General features: G+C 67.4%; 11 protein-coding genes. 8 read left to right on the top strand and 3 right to left on the bottom strand.

Annotation, left to right across the window (positions count from 1 at the left end; translation table 11 throughout):
• The first annotated feature begins 85 nt into the window (after positions 1 to 85).
• Entirely contained in the window at positions 86 to 1,480 is a 1,395-nt protein-coding gene (gene dnaB / locus HMPREF1224_RS30670; RefSeq protein WP_003100012.1) for a replicative DNA helicase, read from the top strand.
• Between the two features lie 68 nt (positions 1,481 to 1,548).
• Entirely contained in the window at positions 1,549 to 2,625 is a 1,077-nt protein-coding gene (gene alr, locus HMPREF1224_RS30675; RefSeq protein ID WP_003161289.1) for an alanine racemase, read from the top strand.
• A 1-nt stretch (position 2,626) separates the two neighbouring features.
• Here alr and HMPREF1224_RS30680 read toward each other — a convergent pair whose 3' ends face one another.
• The gene (locus HMPREF1224_RS30680; RefSeq protein WP_010793708.1) at positions 2,627 to 4,528 is read right to left on the bottom strand and encodes a diguanylate cyclase; all 1,902 of its coding nucleotides are present in this window, start codon (positions 4,526 to 4,528) and stop codon (positions 2,627 to 2,629) included.
• 211 nt (positions 4,529 to 4,739) lie between these two features.
• Between HMPREF1224_RS30680 and HMPREF1224_RS30685 the strand changes: the two genes are divergently transcribed.
• The 5 genes from HMPREF1224_RS30685 to HMPREF1224_RS30705 all read left to right on the top strand — a co-directional run bounded on the left by HMPREF1224_RS30685 (position 4,740) and on the right by HMPREF1224_RS30705 (position 12,668).
• Positions 4,740 to 6,983, top strand: a complete 2,244-nt coding sequence (locus HMPREF1224_RS30685) for a YgiQ family radical SAM protein (RefSeq protein ID WP_003100007.1) — start codon at positions 4,740 to 4,742, stop codon at positions 6,981 to 6,983.
• A gap of 261 nt (positions 6,984 to 7,244) precedes the next feature.
• A complete protein-coding gene (locus HMPREF1224_RS30690; protein ID WP_003116170.1) occupies positions 7,245 to 9,743 on the top strand; it encodes a circularly permuted type 2 ATP-grasp protein in 2,499 nt (832 codons plus the stop codon).
• Positions 9,743 to 10,678, top strand: a complete 936-nt coding sequence (locus tag HMPREF1224_RS30695) for a transglutaminase family protein (protein ID WP_003100003.1) — start codon at positions 9,743 to 9,745, stop codon at positions 10,676 to 10,678. The genes HMPREF1224_RS30690 and HMPREF1224_RS30695 overlap by 1 nt, the downstream gene beginning before the upstream one ends.
• 250 nt (positions 10,679 to 10,928) lie before the next feature.
• The gene (locus HMPREF1224_RS30700) at positions 10,929 to 11,780 is read left to right on the top strand and encodes a mechanosensitive ion channel family protein (RefSeq protein ID WP_003095599.1); all 852 of its coding nucleotides are present in this window, start codon (positions 10,929 to 10,931) and stop codon (positions 11,778 to 11,780) included.
• A gap of 186 nt (positions 11,781 to 11,966) precedes the next feature.
• Positions 11,967 to 12,668, top strand: coding sequence for a peptidoglycan DD-metalloendopeptidase family protein (locus tag HMPREF1224_RS30705; RefSeq protein WP_010793709.1), 702 nt, complete (start codon positions 11,967 to 11,969; stop codon positions 12,666 to 12,668).
• 12 nt (positions 12,669 to 12,680) lie between these two features.
• On the opposite strand, the gene HMPREF1224_RS30710 is transcribed toward HMPREF1224_RS30705, so the two are convergent.
• Complete coding sequence (locus HMPREF1224_RS30710) at positions 12,681 to 13,268, bottom strand: LOG family protein (protein ID WP_003109460.1); 588 nt, start codon at positions 13,266 to 13,268, stop codon at positions 12,681 to 12,683.
• 275 nt (positions 13,269 to 13,543) lie between these two features.
• Between HMPREF1224_RS30710 and azu the strand changes: the two genes are divergently transcribed.
• A complete protein-coding gene (azu, locus tag HMPREF1224_RS30715; RefSeq protein ID WP_003095591.1) occupies positions 13,544 to 13,990 on the top strand; it encodes an azurin in 447 nt (148 codons plus the stop codon).
• 68 nt (positions 13,991 to 14,058) lie between these two features.
• Here the strand turns inward: azu and choE are convergent, their stop codons facing one another.
• On the bottom strand, positions 14,059 to 14,982 hold the full coding sequence (gene choE, locus HMPREF1224_RS30720) for a cholinesterase ChoE (protein ID WP_003100000.1): 924 nt from the start codon (positions 14,980 to 14,982) through the stop codon (positions 14,059 to 14,061).
• Positions 14,983 to 15,000: the final 18 nt, after the last annotated feature.

Consider the following 15,000-nt stretch of genomic DNA (forward strand, 5'->3'; position numbering starts at 1 on the left):
GCAGTCCGCTAACATCGGGCACGGTACCGGCAACGGCACCGTGCCCGTTGTTTTTTCCGCTGTTCCTTTTTCTTGCGTCGAGTCTATGAACGAGATCACCAGCCCCGAGCAATACGACCTGGAAACCACAGCCCTGAAGGTGCCGCCGCACTCGATCGAGGCCGAGCAGGCCGTGCTGGGTGGCCTGATGCTGGACAACAACGCCTGGGAGCGTGTGTCGGATTCGGTGTCCGACGGCGATTTCTACCGCCATGACCATCGCCTGATCTTCCGCGCCATCTACAAGCTGGCCGAGGCCAACCAGCCGATCGACGTGGTGACCCTCTCCGAGCAGTTGGAGAAGGAAGGACAACTGGCCCAGGTCGGCGGCCTGGCCTATCTCGGCGAACTGGCGAAGAACATTCCCTCGGTCGCCAACATCAAGGCCTACGCGCAGATCATCCGCGAGCGCGCCACCCTGCGCCAACTGATCGGCATCAGCAACGAGATCGCCGACAGCGCCTTCCACCCGGAAGGGCGCGGCGCCAACGAGATCCTCGACGAGGCCGAGCGGAAGATCTTCGAGATCGCCGAAGCGCGACCGAAGACCGGCGGGCCGGTAGGGATCAGCGATATCCTGGTCAAGACCATCGACCGCATCGACTACCTGTTCAACACCACCGAGGCGCTGACCGGGGTGTCCACCGGTTTCACCGACCTCGACGAGAAGACCAGCGGCCTGCAGCCGGCCGACCTGATCATCGTCGCCGGGCGTCCGTCGATGGGTAAGACCACCTTCGCCATGAACCTGGTCGAGAACGCGGTGATGCGCACCGACAAGGCCGTGTTGGTGTACTCCCTGGAGATGCCCTCCGACTCGATCGTGATGCGTATGCTCTCGTCGCTCGGGCGTATCGACCAGACCAAGGTGCGTTCCGGCAAGCTCGACGACGAGGACTGGCCGCGCCTGACTTCGGCGATCAACCTGCTCAACGACAAGAAGCTGTTCATCGACGATACCGCTGGCATCAGTCCCTCGGAAATGCGCGCGCGGACCCGTCGCCTGGTGCGCGAGCACGGCGACCTGGCGCTGATCATGATCGACTACCTGCAACTGATGCAGATACCCGGCTCCAGCGGCGACAACCGGACCAACGAGATTTCCGAGATTTCCCGCTCGCTGAAGGCCCTGGCGAAGGAATTCAACTGCCCGGTGATTGCCCTGTCGCAGCTCAACCGCTCCCTGGAGCAGCGACCCAACAAGCGCCCGGTGAACTCCGACTTGCGCGAATCCGGGGCGATCGAGCAGGACGCCGACGTGATCATGTTCGTCTACCGCGACGAGGTGTACCACCCGGAGACCGAGTTCAAGGGCGTCGCCGAAATCATCATCGGCAAGCAGCGTAACGGTCCGATCGGTACGGTGCGCCTGGCCTTCATCGGCAAATACACGCGCTTCGAGAACCTTGCCGCCGGCATGTACAACTTCGAGGACGAATGACCCGGCTTGGGTCTTGCCCGGCGGGCGCCTTACCATAGGCACCCGTTTCAGTTGCAGGACCCGATGCCATGCGTCCCCTCGTTGCCACCGTCGACCTTTCCGCCATTCGCCACAACTATGCCCTGGCCAAGCGCTGCGCGCCGCAGCGCCAGGCGTTCGCGGTGGTCAAGGCGAACGCCTATGGCCACGGTGCGCGCGAAGTGGTTACCGCGTTGCACGACGATGCCGATGGCTTCGCCGTGGCCTGCCTGGAGGAGGCCGCGGAAGTCCGCGCCTTGCACGCCAGCGCGCGCATCCTGTTGCTGGAAGGCTGCTTCGAGGCGAGCGAATACGCCCTCGCCGGGCAATTGCGCCTGGACCTGGTGATCCAGGGCGCGGAACAGGGCGAGGCGTTCCTCGCCGCCGGCCTGGATATTCCACTCAACGTCTGGCTCAAGCTCGACTCCGGCATGCACCGCCTGGGCTTCGATCCTGCCGCGCTGCGCGCCTGGCATGCGCGCCTGCGCAACCATCCTGGTGTGCGCGAGCTGAACCTGATCAGCCATTTCGCCTGCGCCGACGAACGCAACCATCCGCTCACCGAGCAGCAGCTGGAGAGTTTCCTCGGCCTGCTCGACCTGGATTTCGACCAGCGCAGCCTGGCCAATTCGGCGGCGGTGCTGACTATCCCGGCCGCCCACATGGACTGGCTGCGGCCGGGAATCATGCTCTACGGGTCGACCCCGCTGGCCGACCTGAGCGCCGCCGAACTGGGCCTGAGGCCGGCCATGAGCCTGGGCGCGCAGTTGATTTCACTGCGCGAGGTGGCCGTGGGCGAGAGCGTCGGCTACGGCGCCACCTGGATCGTCGAGCGGCCGGCGCGGATCGGCACGGTCAGTTGCGGCTACGCCGACGGCTATCCGCGTACCGCGCCAGCCGGGACTCCGGTACTGGTCGGGGGACGCCGCGCGACCCTGGCCGGGCGGGTCTCGATGGACATGCTGGCGGTCGACCTCTCCGACCTGCCGGAGGCTCGCGTTGGCGACCCGGTGGAGTTGTGGGGCGCCGGGTTGTCGGTGGACGAGGTCGCCCGTGCCTGCGGCACCCTTGGCTACGAGCTTCTGAGCAAGGTCACGGCTCGGGTTCCGCGACGCTACAGCCACTGATTCAGGAGATACGCTCCGGTGCCAGGGCGGTCGGCCAGGGGAGCGCCGGCGCGGTCTCGCGTTCATCGTCGGCAGCCATCGCATAGCCGGCGCGCCCGGCGCCCTTGACCCGGTACAGCGCCTGGTCGGCGGCCTTGTAGAGTTTGCCGAACTGCAGGGCGTCGCCGGGAAACAGGGCGACGCCGATGCTCGGTGTGATCACCAGCCACTGCTTGGCGAACTCCACCGGTTTCGCCAGTTCTCGCAGCAGGCGTTCGGCGATGTCGCGGGCATGCTGCTCGGCATTCGACCCGCCGACCAGCACGGCGAATTCGTCGCCGCCGAGGCGCGCCACGCAATCCTCGGTGCGCACGCAATGGCGCAGCCGCTGGGCCACGTTCTGCAGGACGAAGTCGCCGGCATCGTGGCCATGGGTATCGTTGATCGGCTTGAAGTGATCCAGGTCGATCAGCAGCAGCGCCATGCTGTTGCCGTGGCGGCGCGCGTCGTCCAGGGCGCTTTCGGCGAACTCCATCAGGTGCCTGCGGTTGCCAAGCCCGGTCAGCGGGTCGTGATGGGCGGCGTACTGCAGTTGCGCTTCGCGCATCTGCAACTGGCGATTGGCCTCGCTCAACTCGTTGGTACGGACTTCCACGGCGCGTGCCAGGTCGCGCTGGGCGCTGTGCAGCAGGGCCAGGCGCGCGTTCTTTTCCTGGTCGGCCTGGTCCAGGGCCAGGGCCCTTTCCTGCTTCAGATCCTGGATGCGCGAGGCGAGCGCCAGGGAGAACAGCAGGGCCTCCAGGGTCAGCGCCAGCGGGAAGACCATGGCGTTGGCCGAGGTCGGCTGGACCAGCGCGGTGGCGCGCATCACGCCAAGGCTGACGCTGCCGAGCACCAGGCCGAAGCCGACCAGGTACAGGCGCGCCGTGGCCGAACCCTGGCGCCAGCGCTGCACTGCCAGGCCGATGGCGATCGGCAGGTTGGCCAGCAGGGTCAGCGCCAGCACGCCGGCCGCCTGCCAGCGCCAGCCGGCGGCGTTGAACGCCAGGCAGGCAAGGAACAGCAGGCAACAGGCGTTCAGCAGGTGATGGGCCCAGCGTGCGTGCTGCCGGCTTTGCAGCAGGTTCTGGCTGAAGCGGATCACGCAGATGCCCCAGATCGCCAGCAGCGCCAGGCGGTCAAGCCACCAGGGCACCGCCCGCTCGGGCCAGAAATACTCGAAACCATGGCCGCTGATGTTCAGGGTCAGCACCAGCGCGCTGGCAGCGGTCAGCACGTACCAGAAATAGGCGCGATCGCGCAGGCTGGTGAAGAGGAACAGGTTGTACAGCAGCAGGGCGAGGATCAGCCCGTAGGCCATGCCGAACAGCAGGTTGCCCTGGCTGCGGTATTCCAGCAGTTCGTCGTGGCTCCAGAGCCTCAGCGGAAAGGCGTTGCCGCCGGGATCGTAGCTGCGCAGGTAGACGCGCAACGGCCCATCGCCGGGAGGGATCCGGAACAGCGGATGACGGTAGGCGTGGTCGCGGCCCTCGGCGAAGGGCACCGCTTCGCCGCTGCGATGTTCACGGAACCCGCCGCGCTCGTCGGGGAGATACAGGCGCAGGTCGTGCAGGCTGGCGCTGGCGACTTCCAGCCACCAGCCGCCGGATACCGCCTCGCGTCTCGGCAGGTCGAGGCGCAGCCACCAGGCGCTGCGGCTGAGGCCGACGCTGGTGCGGCCGGCGGCGGCGACGAAGCGGCCGGCCTGCTCCGCTTGTTCGAGGTCCTCCACCGCCAGGTTGCCATCGGGGTCTTCGAGCAGGTCCAGCGAGCCGTTCAACCAGGCGCCGCTGGCCGGGCCCGTAGGAAGCCCCGGCGCTGCGTTCGACGCGGCGCTGGCCAATAGCAGGAAGACGACCGCGAACTGGGCAAGAGGATGGCGCACGATGAATCTCCCGGGGGCCTCTGGTGGAGGCCGGGTGAGATGACGATGGATGGAGTATAGAAAGAAGGTGGCGAAATGATGGCAGTTTGCGAGGCCAGCCGACGATAGGCAATACCCAGTGAAAACGTCGGAATTGCTCATTTTTTGTGCTATATTCCGCGCCCGCGTTTACGCGACCCCCCATTCCTAGAGATACCCCCTGGTGCCCGTGATGCAAGCCGCCAAGCCGCTGTTCGACTATCCCAAGTACTGGGCCGAGTGTTTCGGTCCGGCGCCCTTCCTGCCTATGAGTAGGGAAGAGATGGATCAGCTCGGCTGGGACTCCTGCGACATCATCATCGTCACCGGCGATGCCTACGTCGACCACCCGTCCTTCGGCATGGCCATCATCGGCCGCCTGCTGGAGGCCCAGGGGTTCCGCGTCGGCATCATCGCCCAGCCGGACTGGCAGTCGAAGGACGACTTCATGAAGCTCGGCGAGCCGAACCTGTTCTTCGGCGTGGCGGCCGGCAACATGGACTCGATGATCAACCGCTATACCGCGGACAAGAAGGTCCGTTCCGACGACGCCTACACCCCCGGCGGCCTGGCCGGCAAGCGCCCGGACCGCGCCAGCCTGGTCTACAGCCAGCGCTGCAAGGAGGCCTACAGCCATGTGCCGGTGATCCTCGGCGGGATCGAGGCCTCGTTGCGGCGCATCGCCCATTACGACTACTGGCAGGACAAGGTCCGCCGCTCGATCCTGATGGACGCCACGGCCGACATCCTGCTCTACGGCAACGCCGAGCGTGCGGTGGTGGAAATCGCCCAGCGCCTGGCCCAGGGCGAACTGGTGAGCGCGATCACCGACGTGCGCGGCACCGCCTTCGTCCGTCGCGACACCCCGGAGGGCTGGTTCGAGATCGATTCCACGCGGATCGACCGGCCGGGCAAGATCGACAAGATCATCAATCCCTACGTGAACACCCAGGACACCGCCGCCTGCGCCATCGAGCAGGAAAAGGGCGCGCAGGAGGACCCGCAGGAAGCCAAGGTCGTGCAGTTGCTGGCGAACCCCAGGCTGACCCGGGAGAAGACCGTGATCCGCCTGCCGTCTTTCGAGAAGGTGCGCAACGACCCGGTGCTCTATGCCCACGCCAACCGCGTGCTGCACCTGGAGACCAACCCGGGCAACGCCCGTGCCCTGGTGCAGAAGCACGGCGAAGTGGATGTCTGGTTCAACCCGCCGCCCATTCCGATGAGCACCGAGGAAATGGACTACGTGTTCGGCATGCCCTATGCCCGCGTGCCGCACCCGGCCTACGGCAAGGCGAAGATTCCCGCCTACGAGATGATCCGCTTCTCGGTGAACATCATGCGTGGCTGCTTCGGCGGCTGCACCTTCTGCTCGATCACCGAGCATGAGGGACGGATCATCCAGAACCGCTCGCACGACTCGATCATCCGCGAGATCGAGGAGATGCGCGACAAGGTGCCCGGCTTCACCGGCGTGGTCTCCGACCTTGGCGGACCGACGGCGAACATGTACCGCATCGCCTGCAAGAGCCCGGACATCGAGCGGCACTGCCGCAAGCCATCCTGCGTGTTCCCCGGCATCTGCGAGAACCTCGATACCGACCACAGCTCGCTGATCGAGCTGTACCGCAAGGCCCGGGCGCTGCCGGGGGTGAAGAAGATCCTGATCGCCTCCGGCCTGCGCTACGACCTCGCCGTCGAGTCGCCCGAGTACGTCAAGGAACTGGTGACCCACCACGTCGGCGGCTACCTGAAGATCGCCCCGGAGCACACCGAGCGCGGTCCGCTGGACAAAATGATGAAGCCGGGGATCGGCACCTACGACCGCTTCAAGCAGATGTTCGAGAAGTTCTCGAAGGAAGCCGGCAAGGAGCAGTACCTGATCCCGTACTTCATCGCCGCCCATCCCGGGACCACCGACGAAGACATGATGAACCTGGCCCTGTGGCTCAAGCGCAACGGCTTCCGCGCCGACCAGGTCCAGGCGTTCTATCCTTCGCCGATGGCCACTGCCACCGCTATGTATCACTCGGGCAAGAACCCGCTGCGCAAGGTCACCTACAAGAGCGATGGCGTGACCATCGTCAAGAGCGACCAGCAGCGGCGCCTGCACAAGGCCTTCCTGCGCTACCACGACCCGAAAGGCTGGCCGCTGCTGCGCGAGGCGCTGGAGCGGATGGGGCGCGCCGACCTGATCGGCAATGGCAAGCACCACCTGGTCCCGACCTACCAGCCGGATACCGGCGAATACCAGAGCGCCCGGCGGAAGAACTCGACGCCGGCCGGCAGCAAGAAGGCCGGCAAGCTGCTGACCCAGCATACCGGCCTGCCGCCACGCGCCAGCGACGGCGGCAAGCCGTGGAGCAAGGGCCAGCAGAACAAGGCGACGGCCTTCGCCAAGGGTAAGAAGAAGTCGCGCCAGCCGAACATCCCGCGCTGATCGCCGGGGCGGCCCTGCCGCCCGCAAAGCGTGCGCGGCTGCAACCTTGCCTGCGGTCGCGCACCGTCGCAGTGCATTGCCGCGGCACGACCTCCTGGCCGCCCGGGCCTGACGGCGCTGGCACAAGTCTTGCGCTTCCGGGGCATCCCGGTCTTCACGAAGAACCGTCGTGGCGGACCCGGCAACGCCTCGTCGCTTCGCTCCGGCGTCGCGCCGCCGACTCCGCTACAGTGACCGCAACCCCAGCCCCGCGAGCCTTCGATGCCCGAGCTGCTTGCCCACTATCCGTTCACCGATACGGCCTACCACGAGTTGCTCGATCGCCAGGGCGGCGTGCGTCCCCATTGGCAGCGGCTGTTCCGCCAACTGGAGCGCAGCAGCCCTGAGCAATTGCGCCAGCGCCAGGCCCTGGTGGAACGGCAGATCCAGGAGAACGGCGTCACCTACAACGTTTACGCCGATCCCAAGGGCACCGACCGCCCCTGGGCGCTGGACCTTCTGCCGAACCTGCTGTCCGCCGCCGAGTGGCAGCCGATCGCCGCTGGTGTGGCGCAGCGTGCTCGGCTGCTCAATGCGCTGCTGGCCGACCTGTACGGCGACCAGCGTCTGCTCGCCGAAGGGCTGCTGCCCAGCGAACTGGTCTTCGGCCATCCGAACTTCCTCTGGCCGGCGCTCGGCATCCGGCCGCCCGGCGGGATTTTCCTGCACAGCTATGCCGTGGACCTGGCGCGCGATGCCGACGGACGCTGGCAGGTCCTTGCCGACCGCACCCAGGCGCCGTCCGGCGCGGGCTATGCGCTGGAGAACCGGCAGATCGTCTCGCGGGCCTTGCCGGAACTCTATCGCGACCTGCGCGTGCAGCATCTCGCCGGGTATTTCCGCACCCTGCAGGAGACCCTCGCCAGCCAGGCCGCCGGCGACGGCGAGACGCCGCTGGTGGTGCTGCTGACTCCCGGACGTTTCAACGAAACCTACTTCGAGCATCTCTACCTGGCGCGCCAGCTCGGTTTTCCGCTGGTCGAGGGGCACGACCTGACGGTGCGCGACGCCACCCTCTATCTCAAGACCCTCGGCGGCCTGAAACGGGTGCACGCGGTATTGCGGCGCCTCGATGACGATTTCTGCGACCCACTGGAATTACGTACCGACTCGGCGCTGGGCATTCCCGGCCTGCTCGAGGCGGTACGCCAGGGACGCGTGCTGGTGGCCAACGCACTGGGCAGCGGAGTGCTGGAGTCGCCCGGCCTGCTCGGCTTCCTGCCGCAGGCTTGTCGCCGCCTGCTTGGCGAGGAACTGGCGCTGCCCTCGCTCGACACCCGCTGGTGCGGCGAGCCGCAAGCCCTCGAGGCGATACTCGCGGCACTGCCCGACCTGGTGATCAAGCCGGCCTTTCCCGGCCAGCGCTGCGAACCTCTGTTCGGCCACGCCCTCGACAGTGCCGGCCTGGCATCCCTCGGCGAGCGCTTGCGCGAGCGCCCGCAGGCCTACGTGGCGCAACGCCTGGCGCAGTTGTCCCAGGCACCGGTCTGGCGCGACGGCAAGGCCGGCGTCGGCCTGCAGTCGCGGGCCATCGGCATGCGCGTATTCGCCGTCGCCGCCAGCGACGGCCGCTACTGGGTGATGCCCGGCGGCCTGACCCGCGTAGCCTCGGCGGCGGACGCCGAAGTGGTGTCGATGCAGCGCGGCGGGGCGAGCAAGGACACCTGGGTGCTGGCCGAGCGAGCAGTCGGCGGCGAGCCGTTGCGACCGCGCCGGCTCGGCGTGCGCGACCTGGTCCGCGAAGACCCCTACCTGCCGTCGCGGGTGGTGGAGAACCTGTTCTGGTACGGCCGCTATGCCGAGCGTTGCGACGACCATGCGCGCCTGTTGCGGGTGGTGCTGTCGCGCTACGTGGATGCCGATGGCGACGAAGAGGCGTTGCGCAGCGCCCTGGCCCTGGCCGGCGGCATCGGCCTGCTGCCCGGGGATGGCGAGCCGTTGGAAAGGTGCCTGTTGCGGGCGTTGCTCGACGAGCACTGGCCGGCGAGCCTGTGCGCCAACCTGCGGCGCCTGCACTGGGCGGCGGCGCAGGTGCGCGGGCGCTTGTCCGGGGAGAACTGGCTGGCCTTGCTGGAGCTGCAACGCGACATGCAGGCGCTCGATCCGGCACGCACCGACCTCGGCGAAGCGCTGGACTTCCTCAACCGGCTAGTGATGTCCCTGGCCGCGTTGTCCGGTTTCGCCCTCGACGACATGACCCGCGACGACGGCTGGCGTTTCCTGATGATCGGCCGGCGCATCGAGCGCGTGCGCTTCTTCGCCGAGAGCATCGCCGCCTTCCTCGACGGTGGTAGCGCCTGGGACGCCGGCGCGCTGGAGTGGCTGCTGGAGCTGGGTAACAGCGGCATCACCTACCGCTCGCGCTACCTGGCGTCGCCGCAGCTGGTCCCGGTGCTCGACCTGCTCCTGTTGCACGAGCAGAACCCGCACTCGCTGCGCTTCCAGTTGCAGGCCCTGGAGCGTTCGCTGGAGCGCCTGCACGAGGAGTTCGGCGCGCCACGCGAGCGGGAACTCAGGACCCTGGGCGAACGCCTGCGCAGCTTCGATCTGGCGGCCCTGGAAAGCCCGCTGTTCGGCGCGGCAGGACTCGACGAGGTGCTCGTCGGGCTGGCGCGACTGCTGCGCGACATCGCCGCCTGCGCCGGACAGGTCTCCGATCGGCTAGGCTTGCGCTATTTCGCCCATGTCGACGATGTCAGCCAGAGAACGGTATCCACCTGATGTCCGCACCCGCGCTTCGCTCCGTTCCGCTCCAGGGCGCCCGCTACCAGGTGCTGCACGACACCCATTACCGCTATGCGACGCCGGTCTCGCTGTCGCGGCAACTGGCGCATCTCTGGCCACGCGAATGCGCCTGGCAGGCCTGTCATGAGCGGGCACTGCTGATCGAGCCGGGGCCGAGCCGGCGCGAGGATGGCCACGACGCATTCGGCAATCCGCTGAGCCGGCTGGCCTTCGAGCGTCCCCACGAGGCGCTGCGGGTCAGCGCGCGACTGCAGGTCGAAGTGTTCGCCCATGCGCCGGCGCAACTGACCGCGTCGCCGGCATGGGAAACCGTCGCCGCCGGGCTGGCATTTTCCGGGCGGGCGCTGTCCGCCGCCGAGCTGGAAGCCTGCCGCTATCGCGTCGAGTCGCCCTATGTGCGCATCCAGCGGCGATTCGCCGAGTTCGCCGCCGACTGCTTCCCGCCCGGACGGCCGTTGCTGGTGGCGGCGGCGGCACTGATGGAGAAGATCTTCCGCGAGTTCGCCTTCGATGCGCAGGCCACCCAGGTGGCGACGCCGCTGGACGAAGTGCTGGAGCGCCGTCGCGGGGTCTGCCAGGACTTCGCCCACCTGATGCTCGCCTGCCTGCGCGCGCGCGGACTGGCGGCGCGCTACGTCAGCGGCTACCTGCTGACCCGCCCGCCGCCCGGACAGGCGCGACTGATCGGTGCCGACGCCTCGCATGCCTGGGTCTCGCTGTATTGCCCGGAGAACGGCTGGGTGGATTTCGACCCGACCAACGACCTGTTGCCCGACCTGGAGCACATCACCCTGGCCTGGGGGCGGGATTTTTCCGATGTGTCGCCGTTGCGCGGGGTGATCCTCGGTGGCGGTAGCCATGACCCGGAGGTGCGGGTGACGGTGCTGCCGCTACAGGAAACAGCCGGCTGATCAAAAAGTGATCGGTCTCGCGGAGGCCCTGCCGCCCGGGACTCCCGGACCTTTTCACCCAGGTTGTCCACAGCCTCGCCCACGCCGTTTGGGGACAACGAAGCGGTGCTCCGGCAAATTCGCGGCGCCGTGCTAGCTTTTCCAGAATCCGCTACGGACGTTGTCGGGCCAAGGGCCGGAGCCTGCCTTTCCGGTGCCAGGGGCGGTTCTCGTACGGAGCCAGACTCCTTCCTTGCGCACGGTGAGCGATATGGATGACACGACGATCGTCAACGTAGGTACCGAGAAGATCAACGCGCTCTGGGCGACGGTGTCCCAGTACGCCTTCGCCTTCGGCATCAAGATTCTCGCGGCCATCGCCTTCTGGGTGATCGGCCGCTGGCTGATCGGCTTCGCCGTCGGCATGGTGCAGAAATCCCTCGAGCGGCAAAAGGTCGATCCCACCGTGCTGCGCTACGTGGGTTCGTTCATCACGGTGACCCTGAACGTGCTGCTGGTGGTGGGCATCCTCGGTTTCTTCGGCATCCAGACCACCAGCCTGGCGGCGCTGATCGCGGCGGTCGGCCTGGCCATTGGCATGGCCTGGTCGGGATTGCTGGCGAACCTGGCGGCCGGCGGCTTCATCATCGTCCTGCGGCCGTTCAAGGTCGGCGACTTCATCTGCGCCGGCGGAGTGACCGGCACGGTCAAGGAGATCGGCCTGTTCACCACGGCGATCAACACTCCGGACAACGTGCTGACCATGGTCGGCAACAACAAGATATTCGGCGACAACATCCAGAACTTCACCCACAACCCGTTCCGCCGGGTCGAGTTGAAGGCGCAGCTTTCCGGTGCCGCCGACTACCAGGCGGCCATCGCCCTGCTCAAGCAGCGCGTCGCGGCGATTCCCAACGTGCTCGGCGAGCCGCCGGTGGACGTGGAGATCCTCGAGTTCAACCTGGTCGGGCCGGTGCTGGCGGTGCGCCCGTATTGCCACAACGACCATTACTGGCAGGTCTATTTCGATACCAACAAGGTGATCAAGGACGCCCTCGGCGCCGACTTCCCGGCACCGATGCCGGCGCAGACGGTGATCGTGCAGCAGTCCGCCGGCGCCTGACGTTTCCCGCTCGGCACCGACGCCCCGTCCTGCGGGGCGTTGGCGTTTGTGCGCGGACCGGGTGGCGGGCCGCGCGGAGAAAACGGGCCATCGGCGAGTCCAACGGGCACCCCGGCGAACAAGGTATAGTGCGGGCCTGCAACCGTCGCCGCAGCCGGCCGGGTTTCATCGGGAAAAGGATTCCGTGTGTTCTTCAGATTGCTCTTGATCGCCGTCCTGCTGGCGGTATCCGCGTGCAGCTCCAAGGCTCCCGGCCCGGGGGCGTCGGTGCCGAAGGTCATGCGCGGCGAGTATCGCGTCAAGCGCGGCGACACCCTCTATTCGATCGCCACCCGGCACGGCTGGAACTACAAGGACCTGGCGCGCGCCAACGGCATCCGCCCGCCCTACGCGGTCAAGGTCGGCCAGGTGGTGCGCTTCGACGGGCGCAAGTCGACCTACGTCGCCAGCAGCCGCTCCTCGTCTAACACCCGTGCGCGCAAGCCGCCGCCTCCGCCTCCGCCGCCGTCGGTGACCCTGCGCGGCTGGCAGTGGCCGATGAAGGGGCCGGTGATCCGCCGCTTCTCCAGTTCCGACAAGCTCAACAAGGGCATCCGCATCGCCGGCACCCTGGGCCAGCCGGTGCAGGCCTCGCTGGCCGGCAAGGTGGTGTTCGCGGTGAACAACATGCGTGGCTACGGCAACCTGGTGATCATCCAGCACGGTACCTCGTACACCAGCACCTACGCGCACAACAGCCGCTTGCTGGTGAAGGAGGGGCAGATGGTCGGCAAGGGCCAGAAGATCGCCGAGGCCGGTTCCTCGGATGCCGACCGGGTGCAGCTGTACTTCGAGATCCGCCAGAACGGCCGGCCGCTCGACCCGCTGAGCCTGCTGCCGCCGTCCTGAGAGAGGAGCGGATCACTGCGGGGTGCGGTCGACCCACTTCGGCGCCACGCTCGGCGTCCAGGCGGCGAGGGCATCGAGCAGCGCCTCCGGGCTGGCGCCGCGCTGCAGCATGCCGCGGTGTTCGGCGCGGACGAAACGTTCGTCGACCAGGTGGTCGAGGAAAGTCAGCAGCGGGTCGTAGAAACCGTTCACTTCGAGCAGGCCCAGCGGCTTGGCGTGGTAGCCCAGTTGGCCCCAGGTCCAGACCTCGAACAGCTCTTCCAGGGTGCCGAGCCCGCCAGGCAGGGCGATGAAGGCGTCGGCCAGTTCGGCCATGCGTGCCTTGCGCGCGTGCATGCCGTCTACCACTTCCAGGCGGGTCAGGCCCTTGTGGCCGATCTCGGCCTCCTGCAGGCTCTGCGGGATGATCCCGATCACTTCGCCGCCGGCGGCCAATGCGGCGTCCGCCACGGTGCCCATCAGACCGACCGCGCCGCCACCGTAGACCAGGGTCAGGCCGCGCTCGGCCAGGTGCCGGCCGAGGGCCACGGCGGCTTCCTGGTAGACCGGGGAAGCGCCGGGGCTGGCGCCACAGAATACGCAGACGGAACGCAAGGTCATGATCGACTCCTGTCGGGGGTGGAAAAAGGCGCACAGGGTAGCGGCTGGGAGCGCTTCGACCAAGCCGTGCGAAGCGTTGCCGGACGTTGCGTCGCAGGCGCGAAGCGGCACATCTGTGCTAAAACAGGAGTTCCCCGTAGTAAACGCCGGGCAGATCCCGCTCGATGCCCCGCCACGTCCGGTTCGGGTTTGACCTGAATCAGTGGAACTCGGTGCCCGATCGGGCAGTCTGCTCTTTCAGGATTCATCGCCCAACCTGCCTAGGAGGCTGCTCCATGCTACGTAAACTCGCTGCGGTATCCCTGCTGTCCCTGCTCAGTGCGCCACTGCTGGCTGCCGAGTGCTCGGTGGACATCCAGGGTAACGACCAGATGCAGTTCAACACCAATGCCATCACCGTCGACAAGAGCTGCAAGCAGTTCACCGTCAACCTGTCCCACCCCGGCAACCTGCCGAAGAACGTCATGGGCCACAACTGGGTACTGAGCACCGCCGCCGACATGCAGGGCGTGGTCACCGACGGCATGGCTTCCGGCCTGGACAAGGATTACCTGAAGCCCGACGACAGCCGTGTCATCGCCCACACCAAGCTGATCGGCTCGGGCGAGAAGGACTCGGTGACCTTCGACGTCTCCAAGCTGAAGGAAGGCGAGCAGTACATGTTCTTCTGCACCTTCCCGGGCCACTCCGCGCTGATGAAGGGCACCCTGACCCTGAAGTGATGCGCGAGCGATCCGCTGCATGAAAAAGCCCGGCCGCTGCCGGGCTTTTTCATGGGCGCGCGCCGGGCTCAGCGCGCGTAGCGTGCCGCCATCGCCTCGCCGGCCAGTTGGTGCACGCGCCGGGTCGGATGCCACTCGTCCCAGAAGTAGTACTGGTCCGGGTTGGCGCAGGCCGGGCGGACGCTGGGCTGGGTCGGCTGGCAGGGCGCGTCCAGCTCCACCAGGCCATAGCGCGCCGGGTTGCGCCGCAAGTGGCGGCTGAAGGTGAGATGGTCGAACCAGCTCAGCTCCAGGCCGCGGGTCTTGCGCAGGGCGGCGAGCTGGATCGGCAGGCTGGCGTTGACTGCCTGCAGGTAGCGCTGCGCCCGCTCGACCCGGTTACCGGCGACCACCGCCGGGACCACGCTCAGGTCGGTCGAACTGACCACCAGGAAGCGTCGTGCGCCGGCCTCTCCGAGACGCTGCACCGCGGCGCGGATGTTCGCCACGCTGCTGCCGGCCAGTTGTTCCAGGGGCTGCTCGCCGGCGAAATCCTCGTGCTCGAAGAAATCGTTGGCGGAGACGAAGATGAAGTGCAGCGCCTGGCCATCGACCGGCTTGCCGTCCAGCGTGGCGAGGTAGGCGTCGACCTGGCCGGCGAGGCCGGTATGGCGGTAGGCGCTCATCCAGCCGTAGTAGTTGTCCGCTCCGCTCTTGGCGCCGCCCACCGCATGGTCGGCCAGTTGCGCACCAAGCTGGCGGGCGAGCACCTCGACGGCGGTCGGGCCGTTGCTCCAGCGGCCCTGCCAGTAGACTTCGCCGGGCAATGCCTGGGCGCCGGCGATGCCCTTGGCGAGCATCTCGCGGGTCAGTCGCTGGCTTTCGCCGTTGTCCGAATAGCTGTCGCCGAAGGCGTGGATCTGCCGTACCGGCGCGAGCAGCGGGGATGTGTGTCCGCAGGCCTGGCCGGCCAGCAGGACACCGAGGAGCAGGGCGGGGAGACGGGTGCGCATGGCTGGCCTTCGCAGGGA

The organism is Pseudomonas sp. P179 (assembly GCF_000478485.2).
Taxonomy (GTDB): Bacteria; Pseudomonadota; Gammaproteobacteria; order Pseudomonadales; family Pseudomonadaceae; genus Pseudomonas; species Pseudomonas aeruginosa.

Bases quoted from the DNA above. Each gene is read 5' to 3' on its own strand.
- dnaB (WP_003100012.1), top strand. From the start codon at position 86: ATGAACGAGATCACCAGCCCCGAGCAATACGACCTGGAAACCACAGCC.
- alr (WP_003161289.1), top strand. From the start codon at position 1,549: ATGCGTCCCCTCGTTGCCACCGTCGACCTTTCCGCCATTCGCCACAAC.
- HMPREF1224_RS30685 (WP_003100007.1), top strand. From the start codon at position 4,740: ATGCAAGCCGCCAAGCCGCTGTTCGACTATCCCAAGTACTGGGCCGAG.
- HMPREF1224_RS30690 (WP_003116170.1), top strand. From the start codon at position 7,245: ATGCCCGAGCTGCTTGCCCACTATCCGTTCACCGATACGGCCTACCAC.
- HMPREF1224_RS30695 (WP_003100003.1), top strand. From the start codon at position 9,743: ATGTCCGCACCCGCGCTTCGCTCCGTTCCGCTCCAGGGCGCCCGCTAC.
- HMPREF1224_RS30700 (WP_003095599.1), top strand. From the start codon at position 10,929: ATGGATGACACGACGATCGTCAACGTAGGTACCGAGAAGATCAACGCG.
- HMPREF1224_RS30710 (WP_003109460.1), bottom strand. From the start codon at position 13,268: ATGACCTTGCGTTCCGTCTGCGTATTCTGTGGCGCCAGCCCCGGCGCT.
- azu (WP_003095591.1), top strand. From the start codon at position 13,544: ATGCTACGTAAACTCGCTGCGGTATCCCTGCTGTCCCTGCTCAGTGCG.
- choE (WP_003100000.1), bottom strand. From the start codon at position 14,982: ATGCGCACCCGTCTCCCCGCCCTGCTCCTCGGTGTCCTGCTGGCCGGC.